General features: G+C 74.1%; 20 protein-coding genes. 10 read left to right on the top strand and 10 right to left on the bottom strand.

From position 1 onward, the window contains the following. Positions 1 to 158 precede the first annotated feature (158 nt). Complete coding sequence (locus tag E2B92_RS13200) at positions 159 to 569, top strand: VOC family protein (protein ID WP_126888370.1); 411 nt, start codon at positions 159 to 161, stop codon at positions 567 to 569. On the opposite strand, the gene E2B92_RS13195 is transcribed toward E2B92_RS13200, so the two are convergent. The 5 genes from E2B92_RS13195 to E2B92_RS13175 form a co-directional block, all read right to left on the bottom strand. Next, entirely contained in the window at positions 570 to 1,328 is a 759-nt protein-coding gene (locus tag E2B92_RS13195; RefSeq protein ID WP_126888371.1) for an SDR family NAD(P)-dependent oxidoreductase, read from the bottom strand. It lies immediately after the preceding gene. A 127-nt stretch (positions 1,329 to 1,455) separates the two neighbouring features. Further along, positions 1,456 to 2,040, bottom strand: a complete 585-nt coding sequence (locus tag E2B92_RS13190) for a TetR/AcrR family transcriptional regulator (RefSeq protein WP_126888372.1) — start codon at positions 2,038 to 2,040, stop codon at positions 1,456 to 1,458. Between the two features lie 33 nt (positions 2,041 to 2,073). Further along, positions 2,074 to 2,415 carry a nitrite reductase small subunit NirD gene (gene nirD, locus E2B92_RS13185; protein ID WP_126888373.1) on the bottom strand — a complete coding sequence of 114 codons (342 nt, stop codon included), beginning with the start codon at positions 2,413 to 2,415 and terminating at the stop codon, positions 2,074 to 2,076. Further along, entirely contained in the window at positions 2,412 to 4,958 is a 2,547-nt protein-coding gene (gene nirB / locus E2B92_RS13180) for a nitrite reductase large subunit NirB (RefSeq protein WP_126888374.1), read from the bottom strand. Before nirB ends, nirD begins: the two co-directional genes overlap by 4 nt. Position 4,959: 1 nt before the next feature. Beyond that, on the bottom strand, positions 4,960 to 6,141 hold the full coding sequence (locus tag E2B92_RS13175) for an NAD(P)/FAD-dependent oxidoreductase (RefSeq protein WP_126888375.1): 1,182 nt from the start codon (positions 6,139 to 6,141) through the stop codon (positions 4,960 to 4,962). Positions 6,142 to 6,478: 337 nt separating this feature from the next. Here E2B92_RS13175 and E2B92_RS13170 point away from each other — a divergent pair, with 337 nt between their 5' ends. From E2B92_RS13170 to E2B92_RS13155, 4 genes are all read left to right on the top strand, one after another. Further along, the gene (locus E2B92_RS13170; RefSeq protein ID WP_126888376.1) at positions 6,479 to 6,904 is read left to right on the top strand and encodes a hypothetical protein; all 426 of its coding nucleotides are present in this window, start codon (positions 6,479 to 6,481) and stop codon (positions 6,902 to 6,904) included. 9 nt (positions 6,905 to 6,913) lie between these two features. Then, a complete protein-coding gene (locus E2B92_RS13165) occupies positions 6,914 to 8,083 on the top strand; it encodes a sensor histidine kinase (protein ID WP_126888377.1) in 1,170 nt (389 codons plus the stop codon). 10 nt (positions 8,084 to 8,093) lie between these two features. Then, positions 8,094 to 8,816 (top strand): response regulator transcription factor, encoded by a 723-nt coding sequence (locus E2B92_RS13160; RefSeq protein ID WP_327437491.1) that lies wholly within the window; start codon positions 8,094 to 8,096, stop codon positions 8,814 to 8,816. A gap of 156 nt (positions 8,817 to 8,972) precedes the next feature. Continuing rightward, positions 8,973 to 9,749 (top strand): sulfite exporter TauE/SafE family protein, encoded by a 777-nt coding sequence (locus tag E2B92_RS13155; protein ID WP_126888884.1) that lies wholly within the window; start codon positions 8,973 to 8,975, stop codon positions 9,747 to 9,749. A gap of 4 nt (positions 9,750 to 9,753) precedes the next feature. On the opposite strand, the gene E2B92_RS13150 is transcribed toward E2B92_RS13155, so the two are convergent. Both E2B92_RS13150 and E2B92_RS13145 read right to left on the bottom strand, forming a co-directional pair. Continuing rightward, positions 9,754 to 10,404 (bottom strand): class F sortase, encoded by a 651-nt coding sequence (locus E2B92_RS13150; RefSeq protein WP_126888885.1) that lies wholly within the window; start codon positions 10,402 to 10,404, stop codon positions 9,754 to 9,756. Positions 10,405 to 10,506: 102 nt separating this feature from the next. Beyond that, on the bottom strand, positions 10,507 to 11,121 hold the full coding sequence (locus E2B92_RS13145) for a hypothetical protein (RefSeq protein WP_126888886.1): 615 nt from the start codon (positions 11,119 to 11,121) through the stop codon (positions 10,507 to 10,509). Positions 11,122 to 11,392: 271 nt separating this feature from the next. Here E2B92_RS13145 and E2B92_RS13140 point away from each other — a divergent pair, with 271 nt between their 5' ends. From E2B92_RS13140 to E2B92_RS13130, 3 genes are all read left to right on the top strand, one after another. Next, positions 11,393 to 11,992: an NADPH-dependent FMN reductase gene (locus E2B92_RS13140; RefSeq protein WP_126888887.1), complete on the top strand. Its 600-nt coding sequence runs from the start codon at positions 11,393 to 11,395 to the stop codon at positions 11,990 to 11,992. Positions 11,993 to 12,104: 112 nt separating this feature from the next. Then, positions 12,105 to 12,428, top strand: coding sequence for a divalent-cation tolerance protein CutA (gene cutA / locus E2B92_RS13135; protein WP_126888888.1), 324 nt, complete (start codon positions 12,105 to 12,107; stop codon positions 12,426 to 12,428). Next, positions 12,425 to 12,844: a gamma-glutamylcyclotransferase family protein gene (locus E2B92_RS13130; protein ID WP_185923768.1), complete on the top strand. Its 420-nt coding sequence runs from the start codon at positions 12,425 to 12,427 to the stop codon at positions 12,842 to 12,844. The genes cutA and E2B92_RS13130 overlap by 4 nt, the downstream gene beginning before the upstream one ends. Here E2B92_RS13130 and E2B92_RS13125 read toward each other — a convergent pair. The 3 genes from E2B92_RS13125 to E2B92_RS13115 all read right to left on the bottom strand — a co-directional run bounded on the left by E2B92_RS13125 (position 12,789) and on the right by E2B92_RS13115 (position 16,582). Beyond that, positions 12,789 to 14,879 carry a molybdopterin oxidoreductase family protein gene (locus E2B92_RS13125; protein ID WP_126888889.1) on the bottom strand — a complete coding sequence of 697 codons (2,091 nt, stop codon included), beginning with the start codon at positions 14,877 to 14,879 and terminating at the stop codon, positions 12,789 to 12,791. The two genes, E2B92_RS13130 and E2B92_RS13125, sit on opposite strands and share 56 nt — an antisense overlap. Before the next feature lie 100 nt (positions 14,880 to 14,979). Continuing rightward, positions 14,980 to 15,807 (bottom strand): SanA/YdcF family protein, encoded by an 828-nt coding sequence (locus tag E2B92_RS13120; protein WP_443070281.1) that lies wholly within the window; start codon positions 15,805 to 15,807, stop codon positions 14,980 to 14,982. Between the two features lie 61 nt (positions 15,808 to 15,868). Continuing rightward, positions 15,869 to 16,582 carry an aquaporin gene (locus tag E2B92_RS13115; protein ID WP_126888890.1) on the bottom strand — a complete coding sequence of 238 codons (714 nt, stop codon included), beginning with the start codon at positions 16,580 to 16,582 and terminating at the stop codon, positions 15,869 to 15,871. Between the two features lie 105 nt (positions 16,583 to 16,687). On the opposite strand from E2B92_RS13115, the gene E2B92_RS13110 reads away from it, so the two are divergent. Together E2B92_RS13110 and E2B92_RS13105 are read left to right on the top strand one after the other, a co-directional pair. Continuing rightward, positions 16,688 to 17,395: a hypothetical protein gene (locus E2B92_RS13110; protein WP_126888891.1), complete on the top strand. Its 708-nt coding sequence runs from the start codon at positions 16,688 to 16,690 to the stop codon at positions 17,393 to 17,395. Between the two features lie 82 nt (positions 17,396 to 17,477). Beyond that, entirely contained in the window at positions 17,478 to 18,455 is a 978-nt protein-coding gene (locus E2B92_RS13105) for a sirohydrochlorin chelatase (RefSeq protein WP_200836918.1), read from the top strand. The last annotated feature ends 17 nt before the right edge of the window (positions 18,456 to 18,472 follow it).

Genomic DNA, 18,472 nt, shown 5'->3' with positions numbered 1-18,472 from the left:
GGCGGGTGCTCTGTGACGCGGGAGGGCCCGCGGTGGCGGGCGGGGCGATCCGGGGCGAAATTTTCTTCGAGGGAGTTCCGCGGGGAGCGATGAGTTCCGCCGGGCCCCGCGGTCTACCCCCTCGACAACGACACACCGATGAGAGAAGAGATGGCGACATGCCCCAGATGATCTTCGTGAACCTGCCGGTGAAGGACCTCGAGACGTCCAAGACCTTCTGGAGCAAGCTGGGCTACTCCTTCAACGAGCAGTTCAGCGACGAGAGGACCGCCTGCCTGGTGATCAGCGACACCATCTTCGTGATGCTGCTGACCGAGCCGCGCTTCAAGGACTTCACCAAGAAGGAGATCGCCGACGCGGCACGCACCACCGAGGCGATCTTCGCGCTGAGCGCCGACAGCCGGGAGCGGGTCGACCAGCTCTGCGACGCCGCGCTGGCGTCCGGCGGCTCGGCCGCCAATGACCCGCAGGACTACGGCACGATGTACGGCCGTTCCTTCCAGGACCCCGACCACCACCTGTGGGAGGTCATGTGGATGGACCCGGCCGTGGTGGAGGGCCAGGGCTGATCAGGCCGTGACACCGCCGTCCACGACCAGGTCGGCGCCGACCGTCGAGCCCGCGGCCGGGGAGGCCAGGTACAGCACGGCGGCGGCGACCTCCTCGGCGGAGGTGAGCCGGCCGAGGGGCGTGGTGAGCCTGGCCGCGCGCTCCCCGCTGGTCTCGCCCGGGAGCAGGGACATGGGGGCGTCGGCGGGCCCGGGGCTGACGGCGTTGACGCGGATGCCGTCCCCGATGTGGTCCAGGGCGGCGGCGCGGGTCAGCGCGGCGACCGCCGCCTTGGCGGCCGCGTAGCCGCCCATGCCGGGGAAGCGGACGTGCGCGCCCACGTTGGAGCCGACGTTGACGATCGCCCCGCCCCCGTTCGCCCGCATGTGGGCGATCTCGGCCTGGAGCGCGTACAGCATCCCGGTGACGTTGATGTCGACCATGGCCCGCCAGTCCGCCGGGTCGAGGTCGCCGACCGGGCTGCCCGCGCCGCGCAGCACGGCGGCGTTGTTGACGGCCACGTCCAGGCCGCCGAAGCGGCCGGCGGTCCGCTCCACCAGGGCGCGCATGTCGTCGGCGCGGCTCACGTCGGCGGTGAACGCGGCCGCCGTGCCGCCCTCCTTCTCGATCAGGGCGACGGTCTCGTCCAGGGGAGCGGCGGTCCGGCCGGCGACGGCCACCGAGGCGCCCTCGGCGGCGAGGGCGAGTGCCACGGCCCGGCCGAGTCCGGATCCGGCGCCGGTGACGAGAGCGGTGGTGCCGGTGAAGCGTGCGGACATGTCGTCCCCTTCGTGAACGGTGTTCCTGGCAGCAAATTCTTGACTGATCGGTCCAATATGAGGGCCGAGAAAAGGCCGGCGAGAGGGGTGCCCGTGCTCCGGGCGCCCCTTCCGTCCGGCCGTGTGGTCAGTCCAGCAGCGTCAGCGCCTGCTCGGCCGCGTCCCGCACCCGCGCGGGGTCGCCGGACGCCTTGCCCACGACCCGCAGCCCCTGCATCAGCACCAGCAGCATCCGGGCCAGCGCGCGTGGATCGCGGTCCGCCGCCAGCTCCCCCTGGGCCCGCGCCCGCGCGAGCGCGGAGTGCAGCACGGTCTCGACGTGCTCCCAGCCGATCTCCACCCGGCGGGCCGCCGCCCGGTCGCGCGGTGCCAGCTCGGCCGCCGTGTTGGTGAAGAAGCAGCCGGTCAGCCGCTCCGTCTCGGAGGACGCCTCGGCGGCGAACCGGCGCACCACGGCCCGGACCGCAGGCAGGGCGGGACCGGGCCGGGACAGCTCGTCCATCAGGCGCGGCTCGCGGGTCTCCGCGTAGCGGTCCATGGCCTTCAGGTACAGCTCGTGCTTGTTGCCGAAGGTGGCGTAGATGCTGGCGCGGCCGATACCGAGGCGGTCGGTGAGGTCCGCCATCGACGTCGCCTCGTAGCCGCGCTCCCAGAACAGCTCGAGGGCTGCCTGGAGCGCGGCGTCCGGATCGAATTCCTTGGTCCTGGCCACGGAGGTGACTCTAGATCCAATTGGAACGAACGGTCAAGAAACCTGGGCGAGTTCCCGCGTACGGACCGGGAAGACGGCCACCGACACCTCCTCGTCGTCCAGGCACCGCCCCGTCTCCAGGTCGAAGCGCTGCTTCAGCAGCGGCGACGCCACGAAGAGCCGCCCGCCCGCCGAACCGATCAGGCCGCGCGACAGCACCTGGGCGCCCGTGAACGGGTCCCGGTTGTCGATCGCGTACGACCGGCCCGCCCGGTCCCGGAACAGCGCCACCTGCCGCCCGTCCGGCAGCAGGGCCGCCATGCCGCGCCCCGGCGTCAGCACCGAGTCGTCGCAGATCGGCAACCACGCGTCATCGTGGGAGAGTTCGAGCATCATCGGGCGGAAGCTCCTTCCAGGGAGTCCGTGGACGTCAGGGGTTCCAGCGTCAGGATCGTCAGGTCCGGCTTGATCTGGCCGCGCTCCGGCACGAACTTCACCGACGGGTCCGGCGCGTCCGGAGCGTTCACGAAGGAGACGAACCGGCGCAGCCGCTCCGGATCGTTGAGGGTCTCGGCCCACTCGTCGTGGTAGCTCGCCACGTGCGCGGCCATCAGCGCCTCCAGCTCGTCGCACAGACCGAGCTTGTCGTGCACGATCACGTCGCGGAGGTGGTCCAGGCCGCCCTCCAGCCGCTCCAGCCAGGTCGCGGTGCGCTCCAGCCGGTCGGCGGTGCGGATGTAGAACATCAGGAACCGGTCGATCAGCCGGATCAGCTCCGCGTCCGACAGGTCCTGGGCCAGCAGGTCCGCGTGGCGCGGCGTGGCGCCGCCGTTGCCGCCCACGTACAGGTTCCAGCCGTTGGCCGTGGCGATCACGCCGAAGTCCTTCGACTGGGCCTCCGCGCACTCGCGCGCACAGCCCGAGACGGCCGACTTCAGCTTGTGCGGGGCGCGCAGGCCCCGGTACCGCAGCTCCAGGTCGATGGCCATCTTCACCGAGTCCTGCACGCCGTAGCGGCACCAGGTCTGGCCCACGCACGACTTCACCGTCCGCAGCGACTTGCCGTACGCGTGTCCCGACTCGAAGCCCGCGTCCACCAGCCGCCCCCAGATCGCCGGGAGCTGGTCGACCCGCGCGCCGAACAGGTCGATGCGCTGACCGCCCGTGATCTTGGTGTAGAGGCCGAAGTCCCGGGCCACCTCGCCGATCACGATCAGCTTCTCCGGGGTGATCTCACCGCCCGGGATGCGCGGCACGATCGAGTACGAGCCGTTGCGCTGCATGTTCGCCAGGAAGTGGTCGTTGGTGTCCTGGAGCGCGGCCCGCTCGCCGTCGAGGATGTACTCGTTCGTCAGGCTCGCCAGGATCGACGCCACGGCCGGCTTGCAGACCTCGCAGCCCTCGCCGCCGCGCGCCTCCTCGCGCCCGTGCGAGTCGAGCAGCTCGGCGTACGAGGTGAAGCGCATCGTGCGGACGATCTCGTACAGCTCGCTGCGGGTGTACGAGAAGCAGCCGCACATCCCGCTGTCGGCGGGCTTCGGCAGGAGCTGCTGGATCACCTTCACACAGCTTCCGCAGCCGGTGCCCGCCTTGGTGCACTTCTTCACCTCGGGCAGCGACGAACAGGCGCAGATGGCGCCCTTGGTGACGTTGTGGCAGGAGCAGATGATCGCGTCGTCGGGCAGGGACTGCGGGCCGAGGGAGACCGGCGCCCCCGCCCCGGCCGGCAGCACGAGCTGCTCGGGCGCCACCGGCGGCTTCGACCCGGTCATGGGCCGGAGCATGCCGTAGGACTCCGCGTCACCGACGAGCACACCGCCCAGCAGGACGCCGTCCTCGTCCACGACGAGCTTCTTGTAGACGCCGGCGCGCGAGTCGGAGTAGACGACGTCCAGGCAGTTCTCCGTGGTGCCGTGGGCGTCGCCGAAGGACGCCACGTCCACGCCGAGCAGCTTCAGCTTGGTGGAGGTGTCGGCGCCGGTGAAGCCCTCGGTCTCCTCCTCCGCGATGGCGGCGGCGGCCGTCAGCGCCATCTCGTACCCCGGCGCGACCAGCCCGTACACCCGGCCGTCCGCCGCCAGCGCGCACTCGCCGATCGCGTACACGGCCGGGTCCGACGTACGGCACCGCTCGTCCACCGCGACACCGCCGCGCTCCCCGACCGCCAGGCCGCAGTCGCGGGCGAGCTGGTCACGGGGCCGGACGCCCGCCGAGAAGACCACCATGTCGGTGGTGACCGTCGAACCGTCCGACAGGGCCATGCCGGTGACGGAACCGTCCTCGGTGAGGACTTCCTGCGTACCGGTGCCGGTGTGGACGATGAGACCCATGTTCTCGATGGTGCGCAGCAGTGCCGCGCCACCACCCTCGTCCACCTGCACCGGCATCAGGCGCGGCGCGAACTCCACGATGTGCGTCTCCAGGCCCAGGCCCTTGAGTGCGCCCGCCGCCTCCAGACCGAGCAGTCCGCCGCCGACCACCGCGCCGGTCCGCGCCGTCTTCGCGTACTCCTCGATGGCCAGCAGGTCCTCGATCGTGCGGTAGACGAAGCAACCCGTCGCGTCCTTGCCCGGCACCGGAGGGACGAAGGGGTACGAGCCGGTCGCCAGGACCAGCGTGTCGTACGCGATCACGCGCCCGGCCCGCGAGGTGACCGTCCGGGCCTCCCGGTCGATGGTCTCGGCCGGGTCGTCCAGGTGCAGCTCGATACCGTGCCGCGCCATGAAGCCGTCCTCGACCATGGACAGGTCGTCGGGCGTCTTCCCGTCGAAGTACGAGGTCAGCCGGACGCGGTCGTACGCCGGGCGGGGCTCCTCGCAGAGCACGACGACCCGCGCCCGCTCCGTGACACCGCGCTCGGCGAGGGCCTCCAGGAAGCGCTGGCCGACCATGCCGTGGCCGACGAGGACGATGGTGGGCGTGTGCGGCGTGTGGGCCATTTCAGGAGCCTCCGTCATGGGTGAGCAGGTGGAGCAGGGGCGCTTCCGGGAGGGCCTCGTCGCCCTCCCAGGCCCGGGCGAGCGCCCCGACCGCGCCGAGGTCGCCGAGCAGTACGCCGCCGACGAGCCGGTCGCCACGGACGACGACCTTCCGGTACGCCCCGCTCGTCGCGTCCGCGAGCCGCACGGTGTCGTCACCGGGCAGCGGCGTCGCCTCGCCGAACGCCGCCAGTTCCAGGGCGTCCATGCTGAGCCGGGTCAGCGCGCGCGTGCCCCGGTAGGCGCCGGTGCCGTGCAGGAGGACGTCCGCAAGGGCGTCCGCCTGTTCCAGCGCGGCGCCGGCCAGCCCGTAGAGGCGGCCGTCGTGCTCGGCGCAGTCGCCGATGGCGTGGATGTACGGGTCGGAGGTGCGGAGCTGGTCGTCCACGACGATCCCGCGCCGCACGTCCAGACCCGCCTCCAGGGCGAGGCCAATCCGCGGCCGCACGCCGCACGCGATGACGACGACGTCCGCGTCCAGGACGAAGCCGTCGGCCAGTTCGACCGCCTCGACCGTGTCGTCCACGCAGCGCAGGCCACGGACCCGGCACTCGGTGTGGACCTCCACGCCCAGGTCCGCCTCCAGGTGGCGGCGGAGCAGGCGGGCGGCCTCGGCGTCCAACTGGCGCTCCATCAGGTGCTCGCCCTGCTGGGCCAGCACCACCTCGGCGCCCCGGGCGGCCAGCGCGCGGGTCGCCGACACGCCCAGCAGGCCGCCGCCGATCACCACCGCCCGCACCCCGGGCGCCACCAGCGCGTCCAGCGCCAGGCAGTCGTCGAGCGTCCGGAAGGCGTGCACCCCGGCCGGCAGCCGCCCGCCACCGAGGCCGCGCAGCGGTGGCAGCACCGGGTTCGAGCCGGTGGCCAGGACCAGCCGGTCGTAGGCGAACGCCTCACCGTCCGCGCAGTGCACCACCCGGGCGGCGCGGTCGACCCCGGTCACCCGCACCCCGTGCCGCGCCCCTCCGTCGCGCGGCGCCGGCAGGGCAATGACCTCGGGCCCGTACCGCCCGGCCAGGACGTCCGCGAGCAGCACCCGGTTGTAGGGGGCGTGCGGCTCCTCGCCGAGCAGGGTGACGGGCAGCCGCTCGGCGAGGCGTGCGCCCGCCGTGCCTCCGCCGACCACCACGATCCGTGAACTCATGCCCGCCAGCGTGCGTCGGCGGTGTTACCCGGCCGCATCCCGATTGTTTCGCCCACGGAAAGCTGACCTCAGCGGATGGGGGCGAGCGCGGTGAGGGCTGCGGCGGCGACCGGGGCCGGGGAACCGAACCGGTGGGGGCGACCGAGCCACGGATCCCAAGGCCGAGCCACGGGCTTCCGGCACACGCGCCGGGGTCGGAGGGAGGGGGGCGGGGCGACCGAGCCACGGATCTCACCGCACGGGCCGGGGTCACCCGTTGGGGGGTGGGGCAAACCGAACCACGGATCTCCGTGCCAGCACCATGGTCCGGCGCGGGGCCGTTCGGGAGCCTTGAGCCATGAACGCCGTCGCTGTCGTGCTCACCGAGCCGTTCCGGGCCGCCACCTGGAAGCGGGTCGCCCATCTGCTGCTCGCCCTGCCCGCCGGGCTGCTGTGCGTACCGCACCTGGCGGCCGCGCGGCTGCTCGGCGTGGACCTCGGCCGCCGCCCGGCGCCGTGGCGGCTCGTCCTGTACGCGCTGGTGGCCACCCCGCTGAACGCGGCGGCCGTGGTCGTCACCGTTTACGGCTGGTCGCTGGTGCCCATGAACCTGGGGTGGCCCCTGCGCGCCGGTGACCCGGCGCAGGCGTGGGGCGGGCCCACCTTCGCCGGGGCGTGGGCGTTCCACGCCGTGCTGGGCGGGCTCGGGTTCCTGCTGCTGATGCCCTGGACATGCCGGGCGCTCACCGGGCTCCAGGCGCGGCTCGCTGCGCGGCTGCTCTAGGTTCGGGCCATGGTGCGCGCCCTTCTGTACGCGTTCGTGTACGCGGTCGCCGGCTTCCCGCTCGCGGTGACCGGCGCCGTCCTCGTCCTCGCCGGGCTGCTGCTCGGCGGCGTCCTGTCGGTGACCGCGCTCGGCCCCTGGCTGCTCGCCCTGACCGTGCGGGGCGCCCTCGGGCTCGGCGCGGTGCAGCGGCGCCTCGCGCGGGTGCTGCTGGACGTGCGCGTGGAGGCTCCCGCCCGGCGCGCCAGGGCGGAGCCCGGGGCCTTCGGGTGGCGGCGGGCCGTGCTCGGCGACCGGGCCGGGTGGCGGGCCGTGGGGTGCGCCCTGGCCGCCCCGCTCACGGCCGCGCTGCCCCTGGCGGCGGCCCTGGCGGGCTATGTGTACGGGGCGCTGTTCGTGCTGGGGCCGCTCGTCGGCGCGGGCGAGGCCCGGCTGGTGACCGCCCTGGCCGGGCTCGCGCTGCTGGCCGCCGCGCCCTGGCTGGTCCGGCGGTCCCTGGCGCCGCACCGGGCGCTGCTCGCCGCCCTGCTCGCCGAGGACCCGGCGGACCGGCGCATCCGGGCGCTGGAGGAGACCCGGGCGCAGGCCGTGGAGGACGCGGCGGCCACCCTGCGGCGCATCGAGCGCGACCTGCACGACGGCACGCAGGCGCGGCTGGTGGGCCTGGGCATGCACCTCACCCTGGTGCGGGAGCTGATCACGGCGGGCGCCGACGAGGAGCGGCTCCTCGGCGTGGTCGACACCGCGCGGGCGAACGCCACGCAGGCCGTCGCCGAGCTGCGTGCCGTCGTCAAGGGCATCCACCCGCCCGTGCTCGACCAGGGCCTGGACGCGGCGCTGGCCACGCTCGCCGCCGACGCGCCCCTGCCGGTCACGCTCACGGTGGAGCTGGCGCGGCGGCCGTCACCGGCGCTGGAGTCGCTGGTGTACTTCTGCGCGGCCGAGCTGCTCGCCAACGCGGTCAAGCACAGCGGGGCGAGCGCCGTCACCGTGGACGTACGCGGCACGGACGGGGAGCTGTCGCTGGCCGTGACCGACGACGGGCGGGGCGGCGCGGCGCCCGGGGCGGGCAGCGGGCTGACCGGGCTCGGGAACCGGGCCCGTACCGTGGACGGGGCGCTGACCTGCGACAGCCCGCCCGGAGGCCCTACGGTGGTGACCGTCTCCGTCCCGTACTGACCCCGACCGATTGGACGCCCGCGTGCGTGTCGTGATCGCCGAGGACTCCGCGATCCTCAGGGAGGGCCTGGCGCAACTCCTCGCAGTGCGCGGGGTGGAGGTGTGCGCGGCGGTGGGCGACGCCGAGGCGCTGCTCGCGGCGGTGGCGGAGCACCGGCCGGACGCGGCCGTCGTCGACATCCGGCTGCCGCCGACGCAGACGGACGAGGGGCTGCGCGCGGCCGTGGCCCTGCGCCGGTCCACCCCGGACCTCGGCGTGCTGATCTTCTCCCAGTACGTGGAGACCCGGTACGCCGCCCAGTTGCTGGGCGACGGTCGCGGGGGAGCGGGCGTCGGCTACCTGCTGAAGGAACGGGTCGTCGACATCGGCGCGTTCGTGTCCGCGCTGGAGCGGGTCGCGGCCGGCGGCACCGCCCTCGACCCCGACGTCGTGGCCCAGCTCTTCGGGGCGGCCCGGCGTGCCTCCGCCCTGGACGGCCTGACGCCCCGTGAGCGGGAGGTGCTCGCGCTGATGGCGGAGGGGAGGACGAACCAGTCGATCGCCGAGCGGTGCACGGTCACGGAGCGGGCGGTGGAGAAGCACGTCGCCAACATCTTCACCAAGCTGGAGCTGCCGGTGGGGGAGGGCGGCCACCGCCGGGTCCTCGCGGTGCTGCGCTACCTGGAGGCCCACGCCGCCCAGCCCCCGCACGCCGCCCAGCCCCCGCACTCCTCACGCCCCCCGCGAGCCTGACGCCCCCCGCGCCTGAAGCCCGGAGGCGGGCCAAGCGCAGAGGCGGCTCGAAGCTCAGACGCGGGCCAAGCGCAGAGGCGGCTCGAAGCTCAGACGCGGCTCAAGCCTCCTCCGTTTCATGGACGGCACACGTATTCCGTCCCTAGGCTCGCGTGCATGCCCGACATATCGCTGACCACCCTGGTCCTCCTCTGCACGGCCGCTCTCGTGGCGGGCTGGATCGACGCCGTGGTGGGCGGCGGCGGGCTGCTCCTCCTGCCCGCGCTGCTCCTGGGCCTCCCGCACGTCCCGGCCGCGCACATCCTCGGCACGAACAAGGCGGTGGCCATCGTCGGCACGACGGGCGCCGCCGTGACCTACGTACGCAAGGCGCCGGTGCGGGTGGGCATGGCGGTGCGGATCGGGCTCGCGGCGCTGGCGGGGTCCATGGGAGGGGCGTTCTTCGCCGCCGGGATCAGCAGTGACGTGCTGCGGCCGGTCATCATGGTGGTGCTGCTGGGTGTGGCGGCGTTCGTGATGCTGCGGCCGTCCTTCGGCACGGCCGAGGCCAAGGGGGCGGCCACGCGGGCGCGGGTGGTCACGGCGATCGTCCTCGTCGGGGGCGGGATCGGCTTCTACGACGGGCTGTTCGGCCCCGGTACGGGGACGTTCCTGGTGCTGGCGCTGACCGCGGTGCTCCACCTGGACCTGGTGACCGCGTCCGCCACGGCCAAGATCGTGAACGTGTGCACCAACGCCGGTGCGCTGGCGATGTTCGCGTACCAGGGAACGGTGATCTGGCAGCTCGCGGCGCTGATGGCGGTGTTCAACCTGGCGGGCGGGATGTTCGGGGCCCGGATGGCGCTGCGCAAGGGGGCGGAGTTCGTCCGGGGCGTGCTGCTGGTGGTGGTCTTCTCCCTGGTCGCCAAGCTCGCCTTCGACCAGTGGAGCTAGGTCCTCACCGGACCCCGATCAGGTGGGCGTATGCGACGACGTTGCCCTGGTAGCCGGTCTTCTTGTCGAAGGCGCCGCCGCAGGTGATCACCCGTAGCTCGGCGCGGTCGGCGGGGCCGTAGACCTTCCGGTCGGGGAAGTCCTCGTTCTCGTACACCTCGATGGCGTCGATGGTGAAGACGGCGGTGCGGCCGTCGCGGCGGTCGACCTCGACGCGGTGGCCCTTCTTGAGGGCGCCGAGCGCGTAGAAGACGGCGGGACCGTCCGCGTTGTCGACGTGCCCGACGACGATGGCGGTGCCCTTGGCTCCGGGCGGGGTGCCGTCCTTGTACCAGCCGGCGATGTCGGGGTTCCCGGAGGGCGGGACCTCCAGACTGCCGTCGGGAGCGAGGCCGAGGCGCATCACCGGGGCGTCGACGCCGATCTCGGGGATGCGGACGCGGACCGGGGCGGAGGCGGGCAGGGGGTCGGCTGCGGCGTCGGTGTGCTGGTGCGGTCCGGCGGCGAACGCCTCGGCGGCGGTGGGGACGGGCGGGGTGTGGTCGGTTGAGCCGTTCTGGATCAGCCAGAGGCCGACGCACGCGGCGATCGCGATGCGCCACCCCTTCCCCCTGCCCTTGCCGTGCTCCTTGCCTGCGTCGGTGTCGTCGGTCATGGCTGCCCTCGCGGGGGTATGGGGCTCCCCGCCCGCGCCGCGGTCTCGGGGACACACGCGGCGGGGGCGGGGAGCGGGGGCGGGGGACGGGGACGGACCCCGTCAGCCGTCCTGCGCGCCGCTCGCCCGGCGACGCAGGAGCCACACCCCGCCGGCGGCGGACGCGGCCAGCACTGCCGCTCCCACCGCGATCTGGGTGGTGTCGGGGCCGACGCTGCCGCCCACCCCGGTCTTCACGTGGCCGCTGGGCACATGACCGCCCTGGTCGTGCCGGCCCTCGTCATGGCCGCCCGAGCTGTGGCCGCCGGAGTCGTGCCCGCCCGAGCTGTGGCCGCCCGAGCTGTGGCCGCCGCCGTGCCTGACGACCAGGTCACCGGTGGCCGTCTTGCCGTTGTCGCACGCCACGGCGATGGCGTAGGTGCCGGGCTTGGTGTGGGCGGGGACCTTGAACCGCCCGACCACCACCTCCTTGTGGGTGCCCGGCGACAGGTCGAACTCGCCCGCGCCCAGGGACTCCGCGTCACCGATGCCGTGGCCCTTCTTGCCGCAGGCGGTGGTGTTGACCGTCACGGTCTCGCCCGGCTCGGCGGGTGACGGGTACACCTCCAGCTTCCCGAAGTCGCCGGCGTGGACGGCGTACGCGCCCGGCGAGGCGAGGGCGCCGAGCGAGAGGGCCGCCAGCGCGGTACCGGTCAGCAGGCGGGCAGTGGTGCGCATGAGTCCTCCGGTGCGCGAGGGGCGGGGTGTCCTTGCCCCCATGGGTAAGTCCCCGGCCCCCCGGTCCGCCTGCTGATGCCTTGTCAGTTAGCCGGGCCTTCGCCGCCACCCCCGGGCATCCCCGCAGCTCAGCCCCCTTGCGGCGCCCGTCGCGCGGCCCCGCACCGAACGGGTGACGCGCGCCGCGCCGGCCGTCTGCCGCGAGGCCCCGTGAGGCGAACCCGAAGACGGGCTTGACCTCAAGTTTGGTTGAGGTACCAAGGTCTTCCCCATGGAGATCACCACGACCTCGCCGCTCACGCTCGCCGTCATCGTCGCCAGCAACCGCGAAGGCCGCTTCGGGCCCGTCATCGCCGACTGGTTCCTGGCCCACGCCACCCAGCACACCGACTTCGCCACCGACGTCATCGACCTCGGCGACCCCGGCAACGAGCTGCCCACCGCCCTGTCCTACGACCCCGCCCCCGCCGTCCGCGACAAGCTCGCCGGCCTCAGCACCAGGCTGGCCGCCGCCGACGCCTTCGTCGTCCTCACCCCCGAGTACAACCACTCCTTCCCCGCCTCCATCAAGAACCTCATCGACTGGCACTACACCGAGTGGCAGGCCAAGCCCGTCGGCTTCGTCTCCTACGGCGGCCTCTCCGGCGGCCTGCGCGCCGTCGAGCAACTGCGCCAGGTCTTCGCCGAGATGCACGCCGTCACGGTCCGCGACACCGTCTCCTTCCACAACGCCCGGGGCCACTTCGACGACGAGGGCCGCCACAAGGACCCCACCGCCCCCGACGCCGCCGCCAAGACGATGCTCGACCAGCTCGCCTGGTGGGGGCACGCGCTGCGCGACGCCAAGGCCGTCCGCCCCTACGGCGGCTGAACCGTGCCCCCTCACGGACGCGCGGCCGCGGGCGGCCGTGGGGTGCGTACGCTCGGGTGTACGCGGCGCCGTCCGCCGCCGCGCCGCAGCAGGTGGAGGAGAGTGAGCGACCGTGACCCTGGCCCTGACCGTACTGACCACGACCGACAGCGCCGAGAAGGCCCAGGAGCTGGCTCGTGGCGCGGTGGAGGCGCGGCTCGCCGCGTGCGCCCAGATCTCGGGCCCGGTCACCTCCGTCTACCACTGGCAGAACGCCATCGAGACCAGCCAGGAGTGGCAGGTGTTCTTCAAGACGACGGAGGAGTGCTACGACACGCTGGCGGCGCACATCGCCGCCGGGCACGACTACGACACGCCCGAGATCCTCGCCCTGCCCGTGGTGCGGGGGAGCGCCGACTACCTGGCGTGGCTGCGCAAGGAGACGTCGGCACGGTGACCGAGGAGCTGCCGTTCTTCGTGTACGGGACGCTGCGCCCGGGCGAGTACAACCACGACCGGTTCCTCCGGGGCCGTACGGCGGCGGAGGAACCGGCCCGCCTGGCGGGCGCGCTGCTGTACGAGGGCCCCGGTTACCCCTACCTGGTCAGGGGGCCGGGCCGGGTGGAGGGCGAGCTGATCAGCGCCGCACCCGGCCACTACGAGGCGCTCGTCGCCGTACTGGACCTCCTCGAGGACGGGTACGAGCGGCAGGCGTGCGAGGTGGTGCGCACCCGGGACGGGGCGGGCGTGCGGGCATGGGTGTACGTGGCGGCGTCCGCCGTGCGGCTCGGGGAGCCGATACCGGGCGGGGACTGGCTCAGGCGCCGGCCGCTTCCGCACGCACGGCTTCCAGACGCACCGCGCACACCTTGAACTCGGGCATCCGGGAAGTGGGGTCGAGCACCGGGTTCGTCAGCGTGTTCGCCCGCCCTTCCCCCGCCCAGTGGAACGGCATGAACACCGTGTCCGGCCGGATGCCGGCGGTGATCCGCGCCGGTGCAACCGCCCGCCCGCGCCGCGACACCACCGCGACCGGCTCGCCCTCGGTGACGCCCAGCTTGCCGGCCAGCCGGGGGTGCAGCTCCACGAACGGCCCGGGCGCGGCGGCGTTCAGCTCGGCGACGCGCCGGGTCTGCGCGCCCGACTGGTACTGGGACACGACCCGCCCGGTCGTCAGGACCACCGGGTACTCCTCGTCCGGCTCCTCGCCCGCCGCCCGGTGTGTGACGGGCACGAAGCGGGCCCGCCCGTCGGGCGTCGCGAACCGGTCCAGGAACAGCCGGGGCGTACCGGGGTGGCCGGGTTCCGGGCACGGCCAGAAGACGCCGTCCTCCTCCGCGATCCGGCGGTAGCTGATGCCCGCGTAGTCGGCGGGCCCGCCCGCCGAGGCGCGGCGCAGCTCCTCGAAGACCTCCTCCGGGTCGGTGGGGAACCCCTTCTCCCACCCGAGCAGCCCGGCGAGCGCGTGCATCACCTCCAGGTCGCTCCGCACGCCCTCGGGCGGGTCGACGGCCCGGCGGCGCAGCAGGACCCGGCCCTCCAGGTTGGTCAGCGTTCCGGTCTCCTCCGCCCACTGCGTGACGGGCAGGACGACGTCGGCGAGCGCGGCGGTCTCGGACAGGACCACGTCCGCCACGGCCAGGAACTCCAGGGACTCGATCCGCTCCTGGATGTGCGCCGCCCGCGGCGCCGACACGACCGGGTTGGAGCCCATGAGCAGCAGCGCCCTGACGTCCGTGCCCAGCGCGTCGAGCAGCTCGTAGGCGCTGCGCCCCGGCCCGGGCAGCGTGTCGGGGTCGACGCCCCACACCCCGGCCACGTGGGCGCGGGCGGCCGGGTCGTCCAGTTTGCGGTAGCCGGGGAGCTGGTCGGCCTTCTGGCCGTGCTCGCGCCCGCCCTGCCCGTTGCCCTGCCCGGTCAGGCAGCCGTACCCGGACAGGGGCCGCCCGGCGCGGCCGGTGGCCAGGCACAGGTTGATCCAGGCCCCGACGGTGTCCGTCCCCTTGGACTGCTGCTCGGGCCCGCGGGCGGTGAGGACCATGGAGTCCTCGGCGTCGCAGAACAGGGCCACGGCCTCCCGGAGCTGCGGCACCGGTACGCCGGTGATGCGCTCGACGAGCGCCGGCCAGTGGGACATGGCGGCGGCACGGGCGTCGGCCCAGCCCGTCGTGCGGTGCGCGATGAACTCCTCGTCCGTCCGCCCCTCGGCCACGACGAGGTGCAGCAGGCCGAGCGCGAGCGCCAGGTCGGTGCCGGGGCGCGGCGCGAGGTGGAGGTCGGCCTGCTCGGCGGTCCGGGTGCGGCGCGGATCGACGACGATCAGCTTGCCGCCGTTCTCCTTCAGCTCGGTGAGGTAGCGCAGCGCCGGGGGCATGGTCTCGGCCAGGTTCGACCCGACGAGGATCACGCAGCCGGTGCGCGGGACGTCCTCCAGCGGGAAGGGCAGGCCCCGGTCGAGCCCGAAGGCCCGCTGGTGGGCGGCCGCGGCGGACGACATGCAGAACCGGCCGTTGTAGTCGATCTGGGAGGTGCCCAGGACCAGGCGGGCGAACTTGCCGAGCGTGTACGCCTTCTCGTTGGTCAGCCCGCCGCCGCCGAACACGCCGACGGCGTCGGCCCCGTGCCGCTCCCTGGTGCCGCGCAGCCCGTCGGCGACGGCACGCAGGGCCTCCTCCCAGGTGGCGGGTTCGAGCCTGCCTGTGGCGGGGCGTCGGACCAGGGGCCCGTCCAGCCTGACCCGGGAGGAGAGCACCGCGGGTGCGGTACGTCCCTTGCCGCACAGCGCGCCCCGGTTGACGGGGAAGTCCGCGCGCTCCACCACCTCGACGCCGTCGGCGGCGGGCCTGAGGTTCATCCCGCACTGAAGGGCGCAGTACGGGCAGTGCGTGGGGGTGGTGGCGGTGAGCATGCCCCCGAGCATGCGACGCGCGTGTTACGGCCACCGACACGCCGCATTACATGCCCGGTACGGCCACCTCCACCGCCACCCGGGGGCCCGGTGAGGCGCGTCAGCGCCCCAGCGCCTCGGCGACGCCCCTCTCCTGGCGGCCCAGGAACGTCGGGTCCGGCTTGAACGCGGCGTCCAGCGCCGCCTTCCCGGCCGCCACGAGCTCCCGCGCCCCGCCGTAGTACCAGACCGAGTCGCGCGGCTCGTCGACCCCGACCCCGTACGCGTCGATCCCCGCCGACCGGCACAGCGCGACCGCCCGGCGTATGTGGAAGCCCTGCGTCACCAGCACGGCCCGGTCCACGCCGAAGATCTTCTTGGCGCGCACGCAGGAGTCCCAGGTGTCGAAGCCCGCGTAGTCGCTGACGATCCGCCCGTCGGGCACCCCCCGCTCCCGCAGGTAGGTGCGCATGGCGTCGGGCTCGTCGTACTCGGCGCGGCTGTTGTCCCCGGTGACCAGGACGACCCTGACCTTGCCGTCCCGGTACAGCGCGGCGGCGGTGTCGAGCCGGTGCGCCAGGTACGGGGTCGGGCGGCCCTTCCACAGCCCGGCCCCGAAGACCACGGCGACGTCCCGGGCGGGCACGTCGGCCGCCGTGCGCAGCTTGCTGTCGGCGGCGGCGTGCATCCAGGTCGCGGGCAGGAGCGCGAGCACGCACCCGAGCATCGCGCCCTGCACCAGCCGCCGCTGCCCCCGCCGGCTCACCGGCCACCTCGGCCTCACCCGCGCGAACCCGAACCCGCCGGACCCTTGCGCCCCGGACCCTTGCGCCCCGGACCCTTGCGCCCCGGACCCTTGCGCCCCGGACCCTTGCGCCCCGGAGCCCTTCACCCCGGGCCCCTGCCTCTCGGCCCTCGCCCCCGCGGCCCTCACCCGCACGGACCGCATCACCTGTCGGAATCCCACACCCCACCTCCGCCTCTTCCGACGCCGGAACGGCCGCTCCGGTTCAGTGCGGCACGTGTGATCTGGACGGCGGACGCCCGCCGTACAGGAGCGTGACGAGCCCCGCCCCGAGGAGCCCGCCCAGGAGCTGGGCGGCGATGAAGCCCGGCATCGAGGCGGGCGCGATGCCGGTGAACGAGTCGGTGAGGGAGCGCCCCACCGTCGCGGCCGGGTTCGCGAACGAGCCGGAGGAGGTGAACCAGATCGCGGCCGCGATGTACGCGGCGACCGCCAGCGGCGCGAGCTGGGCGCGCCCGATGCGGTCCAGGCCCTGGATGAGCAGCACCAGACCGGCCGTGGCCACCGTCTCGCCGAGCAGCAGGTGGACGTCGGAGCGCAGTTGGGTGGACCAACTGCCCGGGGCGTGACCGAACATGGCCCCGGCGAGCAGGGCGCCCGCGACCGCCCCGGTGAGCTGGGCGGTGATGTAGAGGGCGACCTCCCGTCCGGTCAGGCCGCCCGGGGTGCGGCGTCCGGTCCACCAGACGGAGAGGGTGACGACCGGATTGAGGTGGGCGCCGGAGACCGGCGCGAACAGGGCGATGAGCAGCCCGAGCCCGATCGCCGAGGCCAGCGAGTTGGCCAGAAGCTGGACCCCGACGTCGGGGCTGAGGCCGGTGGCCTGGATGCCCGAACCGATGATGACCGCCACCAGCGCCCCAGTGCCGACCAGTTCCGCGACGGCGCGGCGTGGCAGCGCCCTCTGCGTACCACCCATGAAACCCCCACTTCCTTCTGGCGGAAAACTTCTTCCGCGTTTTGAAAAGAATGTAGCGGGTAAATAAGATCGTTCTCTGCCCCGCGCCCTGGCGCGATGTCCCGCATGACCTCTTCCGGCCCATGGGCCCGGGCAGCCGCCCGCAACAACGCGGAGTGGTGCGCCGCCCTGTGCCGCGCCCACGGCCTGGGCGCCGGCACCTTCGGCGACCTCGCCTGGACCCACCCGCGCCGGACCCCGCCGTACTACCCGGACGCCGTGACGCTCGCCCCCGGCGCCGCCCCGCACGACGTGCTGGCCGGCATCGACCGGGCCGTTCCCGGCGCGTCCGTCAAGGACAGCTTCGCCACCCTGGACCTCACCGGGCACGGCTTCGCGCCGCTCTTCGACGCCCGGTGGATCCACCGCCCCGCCGACGCGCCCGCCCCGCCGCTCACGGGCGCCGCGCCCTGGGAGCCCGTCCGGACCGCCGCCGAACTGGCCGCCTGGGAGGCCGCCTGGAGCGACGGCGCGCCCCTGGACCTCTTCCGCCCCGCGCTGCTGGCCGACCCGGCGACCACCGTCCTCGCGGGCCGCGCGCCGGACGGCGGCATCGTGGCCGGGGCGGTCGTGAGCCGCGGCACCGCCCCGGACGTCGTGGGCCTGTCCAACGTCTTCGGCACCGACCCCTGGCCCGGCTGCCTCGCCGCCGTCAGCCGCCTGTGGCCCGGCACCCCGGTCGTCGGCTATGAGCACGGCGACGACCTGACGGCCGCCCTCCGCCACGGCTTCACGGCCACGGGCCCCCTGCGCGTCTGGGTCTCACAGGGCTGAGCCCCACCGGCGGTGAGCCCGTGGAAAACACCCGTCACCGCCACGCAACGTCACGGCAACACCCGCCCGTCACCATCGGTTCATGACGGAGCCGGCCGACCGCCACGCGCCCCACCCCGACGCGCCCCACCCCGACGTGCCTCAGCCCGACGTGCCCCAGCCCCCTTCCTTCTCGTCCCCGTCCTTCTCGCCCCCGTCCTTCTCGCCCCCGCCTTTCGAGCCCCAGCCCTTCGACTCCGGCGCACAACTGCTCACCCGCATCAGCGCGCAACTGGGCTCCCAGCTCACCCATCTCCACCTCAACGGAACGCGCAGGCCCATGAGCACACCCCACCTGCCCACCCTCGTCGCCGTCGCCCACGGCAGCCGCGACCCCCACGCGGCGACCACCGTGAACGCCCTGCTGGACCGGGTCCGCGAACTGCGGCCGGGCCTTCCCGTACGGCTCGGCCACATCGAACTGAACGCCCCCCTGCTCGACGACACCCTGGCCGGCCTCGACGGCGGCGACGCCGTCCTCGTACCCCTCCTCCTCAGCCGCGGCTACCACGTCAAGCACGACCTGCCCGGCGCCGCCGCCCGCGCACCCCACCTGCGCGTACGCGTCGCCGCCCCGCTCGGCCCCCACCCCCTGCTCGTCGAGGCGCTCCACGACCGGCTCACCGAGGCCGGCTGGAGCGCCACCACCGGCACCGGCGTCGTCCTCGCCGCCGCCGGCTCCCGCGACCCCGACTCCGCCGCCGACACCCGCCGCACCGCCCGGCTGCTCGGCGAGCGCCTCGGCGGCGTACCCGTCCTGCCCGCCTACGCCTCCGCCGCCTCACCCACCGTCGCCCAGGCCGTCCGGGCCCTCACCGCACGCGGCCACCACCGCACAGCCGTCGCCTCCTACTTCACCGCCCCCGGCCTGTTCGCCACCCGCAGCGCCGCCGCCGCGCCCTGGATCGCCGCCGCCCCGCTCGGCCCCCACCCCGCGCTCGCCCGGCTCGTCCTGCACCGCTACGACCAGGCACTCGCCCACCCCTGCCTCCCCACGTCCCCCCAACTGGTCTCCGTCTGACCGGTTCACCGTCAGTC

This window comes from Streptomyces sp. WAC05374, from assembly GCF_004353505.1.
GTDB lineage: Bacteria > Actinomycetota > Actinomycetes > Streptomycetales > Streptomycetaceae > Streptomyces.
This window is presented reverse-complemented; position numbering and strand designations above follow the sequence as displayed.

Bases quoted from the DNA above. Each gene is read 5' to 3' on its own strand.
- nirB (WP_126888374.1), bottom strand. From the start codon at position 4,958: ATGGCCCACACGCCGCACACGCCCACCATCGTCCTCGTCGGCCACGGC.
- E2B92_RS13150 (WP_126888885.1), bottom strand. From the start codon at position 10,404: ATGACCGACGACACCGACGCAGGCAAGGAGCACGGCAAGGGCAGGGGG.
- nirD (WP_126888373.1), bottom strand. From the start codon at position 2,415: ATGATGCTCGAACTCTCCCACGATGACGCGTGGTTGCCGATCTGCGAC.
- E2B92_RS13175 (WP_126888375.1), bottom strand. From the start codon at position 6,141: ATGAGTTCACGGATCGTGGTGGTCGGCGGAGGCACGGCGGGCGCACGC.
- E2B92_RS13200 (WP_126888370.1), top strand. From the start codon at position 159: ATGCCCCAGATGATCTTCGTGAACCTGCCGGTGAAGGACCTCGAGACG.
- E2B92_RS13155 (WP_126888884.1), top strand. From the start codon at position 8,973: ATGCCCGACATATCGCTGACCACCCTGGTCCTCCTCTGCACGGCCGCT.
- E2B92_RS13170 (WP_126888376.1), top strand. From the start codon at position 6,479: ATGAACGCCGTCGCTGTCGTGCTCACCGAGCCGTTCCGGGCCGCCACC.
- E2B92_RS13105 (WP_200836918.1), top strand. From the start codon at position 17,478: ATGACGGAGCCGGCCGACCGCCACGCGCCCCACCCCGACGCGCCCCAC.
- E2B92_RS13120 (WP_443070281.1), bottom strand. From the start codon at position 15,807: ATGCGGTCCGTGCGGGTGAGGGCCGCGGGGGCGAGGGCCGAGAGGCAG.
- E2B92_RS13140 (WP_126888887.1), top strand. From the start codon at position 11,393: ATGGAGATCACCACGACCTCGCCGCTCACGCTCGCCGTCATCGTCGCC.
- E2B92_RS13110 (WP_126888891.1), top strand. From the start codon at position 16,688: ATGACCTCTTCCGGCCCATGGGCCCGGGCAGCCGCCCGCAACAACGCG.
- E2B92_RS13195 (WP_126888371.1), bottom strand. From the start codon at position 1,328: ATGTCCGCACGCTTCACCGGCACCACCGCTCTCGTCACCGGCGCCGGA.
- E2B92_RS13165 (WP_126888377.1), top strand. From the start codon at position 6,914: ATGGTGCGCGCCCTTCTGTACGCGTTCGTGTACGCGGTCGCCGGCTTC.
- E2B92_RS13145 (WP_126888886.1), bottom strand. From the start codon at position 11,121: ATGCGCACCACTGCCCGCCTGCTGACCGGTACCGCGCTGGCGGCCCTC.
- E2B92_RS13115 (WP_126888890.1), bottom strand. From the start codon at position 16,582: ATGGGTGGTACGCAGAGGGCGCTGCCACGCCGCGCCGTCGCGGAACTG.
- E2B92_RS13125 (WP_126888889.1), bottom strand. From the start codon at position 14,879: ATGCTCACCGCCACCACCCCCACGCACTGCCCGTACTGCGCCCTTCAG.